At 68.8% G+C, this 13,492-nt stretch carries 10 protein-coding genes and 1 pseudogene; 6 read left to right on the plus strand and 5 right to left on the minus strand.

Annotated features, from left to right (window positions below):
- On the minus strand, nucleotides 1–1,121 hold a 1,121-nt coding region (locus tag CVO76_RS05295), incomplete at its 3' end, for a RecQ family ATP-dependent DNA helicase (protein WP_244186216.1).
- 119 nt (nucleotides 1,122–1,240) lie between these two features.
- Here CVO76_RS05295 and coaE point away from each other — a divergent pair.
- The 3 genes from coaE (at nucleotide 1,241) to CVO76_RS05310 (ending at nucleotide 5,712) form a co-directional block, all read left to right on the plus strand.
- Nucleotides 1,241–2,218: a dephospho-CoA kinase gene (coaE, locus tag CVO76_RS05300; protein ID WP_208741063.1), complete on the plus strand. Its 978-nt coding sequence runs from the start codon at nucleotides 1,241–1,243 to the stop codon at nucleotides 2,216–2,218.
- A gap of 81 nt (nucleotides 2,219–2,299) precedes the next feature.
- Nucleotides 2,300–4,375 carry an excinuclease ABC subunit UvrB gene (gene uvrB / locus CVO76_RS05305; RefSeq protein ID WP_208741065.1) on the plus strand — a complete coding sequence of 692 codons (2,076 nt, stop codon included), beginning with the start codon at nucleotides 2,300–2,302 and terminating at the stop codon, nucleotides 4,373–4,375.
- A gap of 260 nt (nucleotides 4,376–4,635) precedes the next feature.
- Nucleotides 4,636–5,712, plus strand: a complete 1,077-nt coding sequence (locus tag CVO76_RS05310) for a TerC family protein (protein WP_208741067.1) — start codon at nucleotides 4,636–4,638, stop codon at nucleotides 5,710–5,712.
- A gap of 102 nt (nucleotides 5,713–5,814) precedes the next feature.
- On the opposite strand, the gene CVO76_RS05315 is transcribed toward CVO76_RS05310, so the two are convergent.
- The 3 genes from CVO76_RS05315 to CVO76_RS05325 form a co-directional block, all read right to left on the minus strand.
- Nucleotides 5,815–7,080, minus strand: a complete 1,266-nt coding sequence (locus CVO76_RS05315) for an alpha/beta fold hydrolase (RefSeq protein WP_208741069.1) — start codon at nucleotides 7,078–7,080, stop codon at nucleotides 5,815–5,817.
- 221 nt (nucleotides 7,081–7,301) lie between these two features.
- On the minus strand, nucleotides 7,302–7,778 hold the full coding sequence (locus CVO76_RS05320; RefSeq protein ID WP_133081863.1) for a GNAT family N-acetyltransferase: 477 nt from the start codon (nucleotides 7,776–7,778) through the stop codon (nucleotides 7,302–7,304).
- An 87-nt stretch (nucleotides 7,779–7,865) separates the two neighbouring features.
- A complete protein-coding gene (locus CVO76_RS05325) occupies nucleotides 7,866–10,412 on the minus strand; it encodes a DEAD/DEAH box helicase (RefSeq protein WP_208741071.1) in 2,547 nt (848 codons plus the stop codon).
- Nucleotides 10,413–10,462: 50 nt separating this feature from the next.
- On the opposite strand from CVO76_RS05325, the gene CVO76_RS05330 reads away from it, so the two are divergent.
- A complete protein-coding gene (locus CVO76_RS05330; RefSeq protein ID WP_208741073.1) occupies nucleotides 10,463–11,236 on the plus strand; it encodes a trans-aconitate 2-methyltransferase in 774 nt (257 codons plus the stop codon).
- 40 nt (nucleotides 11,237–11,276) lie between these two features.
- Here CVO76_RS05330 and CVO76_RS05335 read toward each other — a convergent pair whose 3' ends face one another.
- Nucleotides 11,277–11,927, minus strand: a complete 651-nt coding sequence (locus CVO76_RS05335; RefSeq protein WP_208741075.1) for an MBL fold metallo-hydrolase — start codon at nucleotides 11,925–11,927, stop codon at nucleotides 11,277–11,279.
- Nucleotides 11,928–12,036: 109 nt separating this feature from the next.
- On the opposite strand from CVO76_RS05335, the gene CVO76_RS05340 reads away from it, so the two are divergent.
- Both CVO76_RS05340 and CVO76_RS17255 read left to right on the plus strand, forming a co-directional pair.
- The gene (locus tag CVO76_RS05340) at nucleotides 12,037–12,414 is read left to right on the plus strand and encodes a GntR family transcriptional regulator (RefSeq protein WP_244186217.1); all 378 of its coding nucleotides are present in this window, start codon (nucleotides 12,037–12,039) and stop codon (nucleotides 12,412–12,414) included.
- Between the two features lie 85 nt (nucleotides 12,415–12,499).
- Nucleotides 12,500–13,492 (plus strand): annotated as a pseudogene (locus tag CVO76_RS17255) (excinuclease ABC subunit UvrA); the annotation flags it as partial.

Consider the following 13,492-nt stretch of genomic DNA (forward strand, 5'->3'; position numbering starts at 1 on the left):
TTCTCCTGCGCGGCGAGGAGCAGGAACAATTCGCGGAGCTGCTTGCGGTTGACGGACTTCGCGGCGAAGAAACGCCGCAGGGACAGGTCCTCCGGGCGGTAGTGCAGGATGGCCTGCGCGTCGAGTCCGTCGCGTCCGCCGCGGCCGATCTCCTGGTAGTAGCTGTCCAGGGAATCCGAGACGTCCGCATGGACGACGAAGCGCACGTCGGGTTTGTCGATGCCCATCCCGAAGGCCGTCGTCGCCACCACGATGTCGACCGACCCGTCGAGGAATCCCTCGTGCACCGCTTCGCGCTCCTTCTTCACCCGCCCGGCGTGGTAGACGTCCGCACGCCGCCCTCGCTCCTGCAGCTCGGAGGAGAGCCTGTCGGCGGCCTTCTTCGTCGCGACGTACACGAGCCCCGGACCCTCGAGCCCGAGGACCTGATCGCGGACGGCCCGCTGCTTGGCGTCTCCCTCGACGTGGTGCACGACGTCGAGGAAGAGGTTCGGGCGGTCGAACCCCTCCGCCAGGACGACCGGATCCTTCAGGTGCAGCCTGTCCACGATCTCCCTCTGCACGGGGTGAGAGGCGGTCGCGGTCAGGGCGACGACGGGAACACCGAGGTCCCGGACGAGGTGGCCGAGTTGGAGATAGTCGGGCCGGAAGTCGTGGCCCCAGGACGAGACGCAGTGCGCCTCGTCGACGACGACGAGGGAGACGTCGAGCGAGCGCAGTCGGGCGGCCACCTCGTCGCGTGCGACCTGCTCCGGTGCGAGGAAGAGGAACTTCGCCCGCGAGGACTCGTCGTCGTCCGCCGCTGCCGCCCAGGCCGCCTCGATCTCGCTCTTCTTTCTCCCCGAGTTGATCACGTGGGCGCGGGTGGCGCCGGCGCTCTCGTTGATCGCGTCCGCCTGGTCGTGCTGCAGTGCGATCAGGGGGGAGACCACGACGGCGACGCCCGGCATCGCGAGCGCCGGAACCTGGTAGATGGCCGATTTGCCGCTCCCTGTCGGCATCACGCAGAGAATGCTGTGCCCATCGAGCACCGCCTCCATGGCCCGCTTCTGGCCGGGGCGAAGGTCCCAGCCGAAGGTGGAAGCAGCGGTTTCCTTGAGATCCTGCAGGGTGACGGTCACGGTCCTCCTCGAAAAGGTAAGTCCCCTTAGCGTATTTCGGGGCACTGACACTTCCGCCCCGGAAGCGTGCGCCGCTGCTTCTTGACAGCTGGGCGGGGAGGCACGACTAGTCTTGCCTCATGCTGCGCATCGGACTGACAGGGGGCATCGCCGCGGGGAAATCCGTGGTGGCCCGCCGCTTCGCGGAGCTCGGCGCCGTGGTCGTCGACGCCGACCTCCTCGCCCGTGCTGCCGTGGAACCTGGTTCCGAAGGCCTCGCCGAGATCGTGGCCGCCTTCGGGACGGGGTTGCTGACGCCCGACGGTGCACTGGACCGGCCCGCCCTGGGCCGCCTCGTGTTCGCCGACGACGGCGCGCGCGAACGCCTCAATGCCATCGTGCATCCGCGGGTACGTGCGGGGGCGGCGAGGCTGATCGACGGAGCGCCGGCCGGTGCCGTCGTGGTCGAGGACATCCCGCTCCTCGTGGAGACGGGGCAGGCGTCCCGCTTCCACCTCGTCGTCGTCGTCGACGCCCCGGACGAGCTCCGCCTCCAGCGGATGGTCGATCAGCGGGGCATGCGGCGCGAGGACGCGGAACAGCGCATGGCAGCGCAGGTGTCGCGCGCGGACCGGCTCCGCGAGGCGGACGCCGTCCTGGCCAACGACCGCGGGCTCGCCGACCTCCTCGCGGCCTCGGATACCCTGTGGCACCAGCGCCTCCTGCCCTTCCGGAACACCCTGGACGCCGGCGGACATGAGCCCGGAGCGAACGTCCAGCCCGCGGAAGCGGGGCTGCCCGGCACGAGCGGACTCAGCCGGCGGATCGCGGCGAAGCTCCGGGCCGCGCTCCCGGCCTCGTCCGCCGCCTCGATCGTGGAATCCCGCCGTGGCGCTGCCCGCCACCCGCCCGACGACGTCTCCGCCGCCGCCGTGTCCGTGCTGTCAGGGGCGGGGGAGGAGTTCGACTCCCTCTCCGGCGCCATCGCCGCCGCCGGCTTCCCGCGAGTCGGAGCGGCTGCCCCGCCGGGCGCGGGCGGTCCGTTCGCGACACACCGCTGGGCCGATCCGGCCACCGACGTCACGGTGGTCGTGACCGCTCCTCCCGCTCCCGCCTGAGCCTCCGGCCCAGCCGTCGGCGAGGTTCAGCCGCGAGCAGATCCGAGGAGAAGTGTCACAGCAAGGGGCTACCGTTAAGCCATGAGTCTTGCGCAGGATATCAAGCGTGTCGTGGCACCCTTCGAGGTCATCAGCGAGTACCAGCCGGCGGGTGACCAGCCCACCGCCATCCGGGAACTGGCCGAGCGCATCAACGCGGGCGAGAAGGACGTCGTCCTGCTCGGCGCCACCGGTACCGGCAAGAGTGCGACCACCGCCTGGCTCATCGAGCAGGTGCAGCGCCCCACGCTGGTGATGGTGCAGAACAAGACCCTCGCCGCACAGCTCGCGAACGAGTTCCGGGAGCTCCTGCCCAACAACGCGGTCGAGTACTTCGTCTCCTACTACGACTACTACCAGCCCGAGGCCTACGTCCCGCAGACGGACACCTTCATCGAGAAGGACTCCTCCATCAACGAGGAGGTGGAGCGCCTCCGTCACTCCGCCACCAACGCGCTGCTGACGCGCCGCGACGTGATCGTGGTCGCGACCGTCTCCTGCATCTACGGCCTGGGAACGCCCGAGGAATACATCAACAAGATGGTCACGCTACGCCGGGGCGACCAGATGAACCGTGACGAACTGCTGCGGCAGTTCGTCGGCATGCAGTACACGCGCAACGACATGGACTTCCACCGGGGCACGTTCCGGGTGCGCGGCGACACGGTCGAGATCATCCCGATGTACGAGGAGCACGCGCTGCGGATCGAGTTCTTCGGCGACGAGGTCGAGAACATCTACACGCTCGATCCCCTGACCGGCAACGTGATCCGCGAGGAGGAGGAGATGTACGTCTTCCCCGCCTCGCACTACGTCGCCGGCCCTGACCGCATGACGCGGGCCATCAAGGACATCGAGGACGAGCTGCAGGTCCGGCTCGCGGAACTCGAGTCCCAGAACAAGCTCGTCGAGGCGCAGCGGCTCCGCATGCGCGTCACCTACGACCTCGAGATGATGCAGCAGATGGGCTTCTGCAACGGCATCGAGAACTACTCGCGCCACATCGACGGCCGGGACCCGGCCTCTGCGCCCCACTGCCTGCTCGACTACTTCCCGGACGACTTCCTCCTGGTCGTCGACGAGTCGCACGTGACCATCCCGCAGATCGGCGCCATGTACGAGGGCGACTCCTCCCGCAAGCGGACCCTCGTCGATCACGGCTTCCGCCTGCCGTCGGCGATGGACAACCGGCCTTTGAAGTGGGACGAATTCCTGGAGCGCATCGGCCAGACGGTGTACCTGTCCGCCACCCCGGGCAAGTACGAGCTCGGCAAGGCCGATGGCTTCGTGCAGCAGATCATCCGTCCTACCGGCCTCGTGGATCCCGAGGTGGTGGTCAAGCCGACCAAGGGACAGATCGACGATCTGCTCGGCGAGATCCGCAAGCGCGTCGAGATCAACGAGCGCGTGCTCGTCACCACCCTCACGAAGCGCATGGCCGAGGACCTCACCGGGTACCTCCTGGAGCACGGAGTGAAGGTGGAGTACCTGCACTCCGACGTCGATACCCTGCGGCGCGTGGAACTGCTGCGCGAACTGCGCATGGGCACCTTCGACGTCCTCGTCGGCATCAATCTGCTCCGAGAAGGCCTCGATCTTCCGGAGGTGTCGCTCGTGAGCATCCTCGACGCCGACAAGGAGGGCTTCCTGAGGAGCACCACCTCCCTGATCCAGACCATCGGCCGTGCTGCCCGTAACGTGTCCGGCGAGGTCCACATGTACGCCGACCGCATCACGGATTCCATGGAACGCGCGATCGACGAGACGAACCGGCGCCGGGCCATCCAGGTCGCGCACAACCTCGAGCACGGCATCGATCCGACGCCGCTGCGGAAGCGGATCGCGGACATCACGGACACGATCACCCGCGAGGACGCCGATACGCGCGCCCTGCTCGAGGAAGCGGGCAAGAACCGGAAGCCGAAGAAGGGTGCGGGCCGCCACGAGGGGCTGGCCTCGGTCCCCGCCGAGGACCTCACGGACCTGATCCAGCAGCTCACCGACCAGATGCATGCCGCTGCGGCCGAGCTGCAGTTCGAACTGGCCGGGCGCCTGCGCGACGAGGTGGGTGATCTGAAGAAGGAGCTCCGGCAGATGCAGTCCGCAGGCCACGCCTGATCCTGCGGGCAGTCGCGCGGGACGGCGCTGGACGAGCGGCGGAGGCACGTCAAGGAAGCCGGCGAGTGGTCATCCTGTGGTGATTAGTCGTCGGCTTTCCCGCTCCGCGGGTACCATGGACCGAACGTAGGGGAGTATCCCAAGCGCTACGGACGTCAACACGCTGAGCATCGTCGCTCGGCCGGGCGTAGCGGTCGGTCGGCGTCGAGCCGCGGCGGAGAGACTTACGGCCATTCACCGCACCCTCCGGAAGGTACTCCATGCCCGCGTTACCCGTCTGGTTTGAGATCGGCACGTTCGTCGTGCTCGGGATCATCCTGCTGTTCGATCTGCTGCTCGTGGTCAAGCGACCGCACGAGCCCTCCATGAAGGAGGCCGGACTGTGGGTGGCCTTCTACGTGGGGCTCGCCCTCGTGTTCGCGGCGCTGATGTTCGTCTTCACGGGGCCGGAGTACGGAGGCCAGTTCGTGGCCGGCTGGATCACCGAGTACAGCCTGAGTATCGACAACCTGTTCGTCTTCATCATCATCATGGCGCGCTTCTCCGTACCCAGGAAGTACCAGCAGGAAGTGCTCATGGTGGGCATCATCATCGCCCTGATCCTGCGCGGCATCTTCATCGCCCTGGGTGCGGCCGTCATCGAGAACTTCAGCTGGATCTTCTACATCTTCGGCGCCTTCCTGCTGTACACGGCCTACAAGCAGGCCACCGACTCCGGCGAGGACGAAGAGCACGCGGGCGACAACAAGCTGATCTCGAAGCTCAAGTCAGTCCTTCCGATGTCCGAGTCCTACGACGGCAACAAGGTGCGCACCGTCGTCGACGGCAAGAAGGTCTTCACCCCGATGCTCATCGTCTTCGTGACGATCGGACTGACCGACCTGCTCTTCGCCGTCGACTCCATCCCGGCCATCTTCGGCCTCACGCAGAGCGCGTCCATCGTCTTCACGGCGAACATCTTCGCCCTCATGGGCCTGCGTCAGCTCTACTTCCTGCTCGGCGGCCTGATGACGCGCCTCATCTACCTGAAGCACGCACTGTCCGTGATCCTCGCCTTCATCGGAGTGAAGCTCATCCTGCACGCCATGCACGTCAACGAGCTGCCGTTCATCAACAACGGTGAGCACATCGAGTGGGCGCCGGAGATCCCGACGTTCGTGTCGCTGGCCGTCATCGTGGCCACGATCATCATCGCCGTGATCGCGAGCCTCATCCGCTCGAGGGTCATCGAGGGCAACGAAGCGCGCGACGGTGTCGAGGAAGAGTCCTCCCCCGCGGTCGACGAGGGACTCGACGAGGCAGCCGATGAGGCAGGGACCAAGAACCCCCGCCACTAGCACCGCCTGACGGAGGCTCCTCGAGCCTCCGGACGACGAGGGACCCCGCACGATGTGCGGGGTCCCTCGTCGTTCGGCGTCGCTCGTTGTCGACCGGCGGCGCTACCGCCGGGTCATCGAGAGCAGCCGCTCGAAGATGCCCTCGCCGTCGTCGGCGATCCCGTCGTGGTGGAACTCGTCCGTCTCCCAGACCTCGAGGTTCCGGACGGCAGCTGCCGTCGCCAGCGAGAGCTCCCGATCGACGTAGATGTCGTGTCGGTAGACCGCGGCCGCGGCCGGGATCGTGTTGGTCGCCAGGACGTCGGCGTCGTAGAGCCTGCCCCAGTCATCCTTCTCCGCGAGGATCCCGGCCACGGCCTGCAGCGGCCGCAGCGCGGGATCCTCCTCGAAGTACCAGTCGTAGATCATCTCGCCGGTGAGGAGGGTGGCGTCGGCGTCCTCTCGGAACTGCGGGTACTCCTCGAGGACGCGCTGCGCGGCCCAGGAGGAGGCGGCGCCCTGGCAGTAGATCGATTCGTGCAGGAGGGCGTAGAGCGGCTGGGACGCCCTGCTCACGATGCCGGAGACCTGCTCGAGGAAGGTCGCGGACAGGCGCGGCCCGTCCGGGGTCTGTGTGAAGGCGTCCTCGAGCAGGTAGTGGAGGCCGTGGACCCGCGTGTTGCCACCGAGGAACGAACCGACCATCTGGAAGCGCCGCGCCGTGAGCCGCTCGCCGCTCGGCAGGTGTTCCTCGACGGCGTCGAGGTGGCGGGCGATCCGCGTCACGAGGTCCCGGTCCCCGGGGTACCAGGAGAAGTACTCGGCATTGCGTTCCTCGACCCGCCGGAACGTCGCCCGGTAGACCTCGTCGGGCGCTCCGGACAGGGGTGCGAGGCCTCCCGTGATGAGCGCGCGCTGCATTCCCTCGGGAGCGATCGACAGATAGGTGAGTGTGCAGAAGCCCCCGTAGCTCTGCCCGAACACCGTCCAGGGCGGGCTGCCCAGGCGGTGGCGGATCAGCTCGGCGTCCGCCACGATCGAGTCGGCACGGAAATGCGTGAGGTAGTCCGCCCGGGCCTGGGGCGTCGGCAGCGACGCGAGTGTCATGGCGTCGGCCGGGGTGGACAACCCCGTGCCCCGCTGGTCCAGCATGAGGATCCGGAACTCCCTGGCCGCGGACTTCAGCCACCCGGACAGTTGCGTGGCGCGGACCCCCCGCCCGCCGGGTCCGCCCTGGAGGAACAGCAGCCAGGGGAGACGGGAGACCTCGTCGTCGCCGTGGTCCAGGGACGAGTACTCGCGCGCGAACACCTCGATGGACGGCGACGCCGGGTCCGCGTGGTCGAGCGGCACACGGAATGTGTGGCCCGTCGCGCGCAGCCCGCGCATGACGGCCGTCCTTCCGACGGTGTGCCCGGCGGCAGGGTCGGCCGCATGACCGGCTGCTCGGTTGGCCGCATGACCGGCTGCATGACCGGCTGCATGACCGGCTGCCGGGTCGGCTGCCGGGTCGGCTGCATGACCGGCTGCCGGGTCGGCTGCATGACCGGCTGCATGACCGGCTGCAGGGTCGGCCCGGTGGTCGTCGTCGTGCAGCAGGGCGCGCCCGCTCATGACGCGGCGACCGCGGCGAGGGCGTCGCCCGTCAGCCGGAAGGTGCTCCATCCCGATTGCACCCGGGCGCCGAGGCTCTCGTAGAAGCGGATGGACGGCTCGTTCCAGTCCAGCACCGACCACTCGACGCGAGCGTAGCCCCGCTCCGCGGCGAGCTTCGCGAGGTTGGTGAGGAGGGCCTTGCCGTGACCGGCACCCCGGGCCTCGGGCCGCACGTAGAGGTCCTCGAGGTAGATCCCGTTGACCCCCTCCCACGTGGAGTAGTTGAGGAACCAGAGGGCGAAGCCCTGGACCTCCCCCCGGGCCTCGGCGACGTGGGCGTAGATCGTGGGGGCGTCCCCGAACAGCGCGGCGTCGAGGGATTCCGCCGTGTTCTTCACCGCGTCCGGCTCACGTTCGTAGAGGGCGAGGTCGTGGATGAGCTGGAGGATGACCGGGACGTCCGCCGGCCGTGCCTCCCGAATGGTAGTCATGCTCCAAGCGTAGCCATCCGTCCGCCTCCCTCCGCCCGCGGCCATCGTGTCCGCTGTGCGATGCGGACCGGGGCGGCGAGAACGGGGTCAGGCAGCGACGGGCGCCCCGACACCGAGGATCCGGACCACGGGGCTGCCGGCCTCGTCGGACGCCGCGAGGTCGATCTCGGCATTGATGCCCCAGTCCCTGTTCCCCTCCGGGTCCTTGAGGATCTGCCGCACCTTCCAGGCGCCCGGGACCTTCGTGATGAGGAGCAGATCGGGGCCGCGTGCCTCGGGGCCGTCGTCGATGTCCTCGTAGTCCCCGAAGTACCCGTCCATGGCGTCCGCCCACCGGTCCGCGGTCCAGCCCGAGTCGGCGTCGAGCGCAGCGAGGGCCTCGTCCTGCTCGTCGGCGAAGAGCTTGACGCGCTGGAACATCTCGTTGCGGACCATGACGCGGAAGGCCCGCTCGTTGGACGTCACCGAGGGTGGTTCCTCCGGCAGGTCGACGGCGGCAGCCGCAGCGGCACCCGCGTCGATCCCGGCGGCGAGCTGGGTCCATTCGTCGAGGAGGCTGCTGTCCACCTGGCGCACCAGTTCACCGAGCCACTCCAGGATGTCGCTGAGGTCCTCCCGGAGGGCCTCGACCGGCACGGTGTGACGCAGGGCCTTGTAGCAGTCGGCGAGATAGCGCAGGAGGATGCCCTCCGACCGCGTGAGCGCGTAGAAGGCGACGTACTCGCCGAAGCTCATGGCCCTCTCGTACATGTCGCGGACCACGGACTTCGGCGCGAGTTCGAAGTCGCCGAGCCAGGGCGCCGAGGCCCGGTACACGTCGAAGGCCTGCTGCAGCAGTTCCTCGAGCGGCTTCGGGTAGGTGACCTCCTCGAGCCGCGCCATGCGGGCGTCGTAGTCGATCCCCTCGGCCTTCATGGCGGCCACCGCCTCGCCGCGTGCCTTCTTCTCCTGCGCGTTGAGGACCTGGCGCGGCTTCTCGAGCGTCGCCTCGATGACGGACACGACGTCGAGCGCGTAGCCCGGAGCCTCGGGGTCGAGGAGTTCCAGGCTCGCGAGGGCGAACGGGGAGAGGGGCTGGTTCAGTGCGAAGTTCGCCTGGAGGTGCACCTTGAGGCGCACCTGGCGCCCGTCAGGCTCGGGTTCGGGCAGCCTCTCGACGATGCCGGCCGTGACGAGCTCGCGGTAGATGCCGATCGCGCGGCGCATCAGCCGCAGCTGCGAAGCGCGCGTCTCGTGGTTCTCGGTCAGCAGCCGTTTGGTCGCCGTGAAGGGATCACCGGGTCGCTCGAGCAGGTTCAGCAGCATCGAATGGCTCACCGAGAAGGACGACGTCAGGGGGTCCGGGATGCTCTCGACGAGCCGCTCGTAGGTGGGTTTCCCCCACGAGACGAAGCCCTGCTGCGGCTTCTTCCGGACCACCTGGCGCAGCTTCTTCTGGTCGTCGCCGAACTTCGAGACGGCCTTCGCCATGGCCTTGGCGTTCTCGACCACGTGCTCGGGCGCCTGGACGACCACGGTTCCCGCCGTGTCGTAGCCCGCGCGGCCGGCACGGCCCGAGATCTGGTGGAACTCGCGGGCGTTGAGCAGGCGCGTGCGCACGCCGTCGTACTTGCTGAGCGCCGTCAGGAGGACCGTGCGGATCGGCACGTTGATGCCGACCCCGAGGGTGTCCGTCCCGCAGATCACCTTCAGCAGGCCGGCCTGGGCGAGTTGCTCGACCAGGCGCCGGTACTTCGGCAGCATCCCGGCATGGTGCACGCCGATGCCGTGGCGCACGAGCCGGTTGAGTGTCTTCCCGAAGCCGGCGGAGAACCGGAACGTCGCGATCAGCTCGGCGATGCGGTCCTTCTCCTCCCGCGTGCAGATGTTGACGCTCATCAGGTTCTGCGCCCGCTCGATCGCTTCGGCCTGACTGAAGTGCACCACGTACACCGGAGCCTGGCGGGTGGAGAGCAGTTCCTCGAGGGACTCCTGCACCGGCGTCTCGACATAGTAGAAGTGGAGCGGGATGGGTCGTTCGACGGAGGTCACGGTCGCCGTCGCCCGCCCCGTGCGCTCGGTGAGGTCCTTCTCGAAGCGCGTGACGTCTCCGAGCGTCGCGGACATGAGGAGGAACTGCGCCTGCGGCAGTTCGAGCAGCGGCACCTGCCACGCCCAGCCGCGCTGGGGATCGGAGTAGAAGTGGAACTCGTCCATCACCACCGTGTCGACGTCGGCCGCCGCGCCCTCGCGCAGGGCGAGGTTCGCGAGGATCTCGGCCGTGCAGCAGATGATCGGGGCATCCTGGTTCACGCCGGAGTCGCCCGTGATCATCCCGACGTTCTCCGGGCCGAAAATGTCACAGAGCGCGAAGAACTTCTCGGAGACGAGCGCCTTGATCGGCGCCGTGTAGTAACTCGTACGCCCGTCGGCGAACGACTTCAGGTGTGCTGCGATCGCGACGAGGGACTTCCCCGAGCCGGTGGGCGTCGCGAGGATGACGTTGTTCCCCGAGACGAGCTCCATCGCCGCCTCGTCCTGCGCCGGGTAGAGCGTCAGGCCCCGCGCCGTCGCCCAGCCCGTGAAGGCCTCGTAGACCGCGTCCGCGGGAAGGTCGCCGTCGTCGTGCCGGGGCAGGTGCTCTTGGATCCTCATGATCCGTTCAGCCTACCGGTGGGGGAGTCGCCGCGGAGTTAGGGTGGATCATGCGCTGGGACCCGGGACTCTACGGTCGGCATGCGGGCCACCGCGGCCGGCCGTTCCTCGACCTCCTGGCGCGGGTGGGTCATGAGGCCCCACGCTCCGTCGTCGACCTCGGATGCGGGTCCGGGGAGCTGACCGAGGTCCTCGCACGCCGCTGGCCCACCGCGCAGGTGGTCGGGATCGACTCCAGCGCGGAGATGGTCGGTGCCGCACGGCGGAGGACGGCGCTCCCGAACCTGCGGTTCCAGCTCGGCGACCTGCGGAACTACGAACCCGGTGCCGACGACGTCCTGGTGACGAACGCCGCCCTCCAGTGGGTGCCGGGCCATCAGGGGCTTCTCGCCCGGTGGGCCGCAGCGCTGCCGGTCGGCGGCTGGCTCGCGCTGCAGGTGCCCGGTAACTTCTCGGCGCCGTCCCATGCCCTGCTGCGCAGCCATGCCGGCAGCGGGCAGTGGGCGTCACGGCTGCGCGGTGTGCTCCGCCACGACGACGCCGTCGGCGAGCCGATCGACTACCTCGGCATCCTCCTGGCCGCCGGGCTCGAGGCGGACGTGTGGGAGACGACGTACGAGCAGGTGCTCCCGGGGGAGGACGCCGTCCTCGACTGGGTGCGCGGCGCGGCCCTGCGGTCTGTGCTGGACGCACTGTCCGAGGATGAGGCCGCCGAGTTCGAGGCCGGGTACGGCGCGCTCCTGCGGGAGGCCTACCCCCGGGGCGAGCACGGCACGGTGTTCGGCTTCCGGCGGATCTTCGCCGTCGGGCACAGGACCGGCTGACGGGCCGCCCGCCTCGTCCTCCACCTCGTCCTGCCGCCGGCTACCAGCCGCGCTGCTTCCACTCCGCCAGCGAGCCCCGCTCGGCCCCGAGGGTCGTCCCGCCGCCATGGCCGGGGTGCACGATGGTGTCGTCCGGCAGGCGATCGAAGATGCGGGTCACGACGTCGTCGTACAGCGACGCGAACCGCTGCGGATCGCCCTGCGTGTTCCCGACCCCGCCGGGGAACAGCGAGTCGCCGGTGAAGAGGTGCGCAGGCCCGGTGGGGTCCCGGCAGAGCAGCGCGACGGACCCAGGCGTGTGCCCGCGCAGGGAGATCGCCTCGAGGTCGAATCCCTCGAAGGACCCGACATCGCCGTGCCTGAGGGGCACCTCGGTCGGTACCGCGATGTCCGGGACGTCCGCTTCGCCGGCAGCCGTGCGGGCCTTCGTGGCCTCCTTGACCTCTGCCAGCGCCCGTACGTGGTCCCAGTGCGAGTGGGTGGTGATGATCAGGGCCACCCGGGCCTCGGCGTCCGTGTCCTCCTGCGCGTCCGCGAGGAGCCCGAGGATCGCCGGGACGTCGTCGGCGGCATCGATGAGCACCTGTGCGCCGCTGGACTTCGACGTCAGCAGGTACACGTTGTTGTCCATCTCCGACACGGAGATGCGGCGGATGGTCATTGCGTCGAGGTCGTGCAGGGGGCCGGTCATGAGCACAGTGTAGGCATCCGCGCGCGCCGGGCGCGCGGACCCGACGGGTAGGGTTCGAGTACACCGCGAGGCGTTCTCCCGCGGCACCGTACCGTGGAAGGAACAGGGCGTGGAGCAGGGCATCCCCGGGTGGCTGACGCTGGACCCGCAGAGCGCCGTGCCGCCGTTCGAGCAGATCAAGCAGGCCATCCTGGCCGCGGCCAACTCCGGCGAGGCCGCCGTCGGCACGAGACTGCCACCGGTCCGAGCGCTCGCAGCGCACCTCGGCGTCGCCGCCAACACCGTCGCCCGTGCCTACCGCGAGCTGGAGCACGCCGGCGTCGTGGAGACGAAGGGGCGGGCGGGGACCACCGTCACGGCCGGGGGCGACGCCGCTCGACAGAAGGTGGGTGCCGCCGCCGATGTATTCGCCGCGGTGGTGCACTCCGCAGGGCTGTCCGAGTCCGATGCGGTCGCCATCGCGAGGGCGGCATTGCGCCGAGCGTGAACGGCACGCCGCAGGCCGCGGCAACCGTGCGGAAAACAGGGAATTCGAATATGTCTTCGAAGCCCTTTTCCCCTACAGTGGATGAGTGTCTATAGCAAATTCCCTCGAGCAGCACGCCCACAATCCGGAGCCCGCTCCCCAGGACCTGTCCCGGCTGATCGTCAAGGGCGCCCGCGAGCACAACCTGCGGAACGTCGACCTGGACCTCCCGCGCGACGCCATGATCGTCTTCACCGGCCTCTCCGGCTCGGGCAAGTCCTCCCTCGCCTTCGACACCATCTTCGCGGAGGGCCAGCGACGCTACGTCGAATCCCTCTCCGCCTACGCACGCCAGTTCCTCGGCCAGGTGGACAAGCCGGACGTCGACTTCATCGAGGGGCTCTCGCCGGCCGTCTCGATCGACCAGAAGTCCACGAGCAAGAATCCGCGTTCCACCGTCGGCACCATCACCGAGATCTACGACTACATGCGGCTCCTCTGGGCGCGTGTCGGCCGCCCCCACTGCCCGGTCTGCGGCGAGCCGGTGGCGAAGCAGACCCCCCAGCAGATCGTGGACCAGCTGCTCGAGCTCGACGAGGGCACACGCTTCCAGATCCTCGCTCCCGTCGTGCGGGCGCGCAAGGGCGAGTTCGTCGACCTGTTCCAGGAGCTCACCGCGAAGGGCTATTCGCGCGCCCGGGTGGACGGCAAGCTCATCCAGCTGAGCGACCCGCCGAAGCTGGGCAAGCAGTACAAGCACACCATCGAGGTCATCATCGACCGCCTCGTCGTCAAGGGCGGCATCCAGCAGCGCCTCACCGACTCCGTCGAGACGGCCCTCAAGCTCGCCGACGGTCGCGTGCTCGCGGAGTTCGTGGACCTCCCGGAGGACGACGAGAAGCGCCTCCACGCCTTCTCCGAGCACCTCGCCTGCCCGAACGAGCACCCGCTCGCCATCGACGAGATCGAGCCGCGCTCGTTCTCGTTCAACAACCCCTTCGGCGCCTGCCCGGCCTGCACGGGGATCGGGACGAAGCTCGAGGTCGACGAGGAGCTCGTGGTCCCCAATCCGGACCTGAGCCTCGCGGAGGGCGCCATC

This window comes from Arthrobacter agilis, assembly GCF_002953615.1.
Taxonomy (GTDB): Bacteria; Actinomycetota; Actinomycetes; order Actinomycetales; family Micrococcaceae; genus Arthrobacter_D; species Arthrobacter_D agilis_B.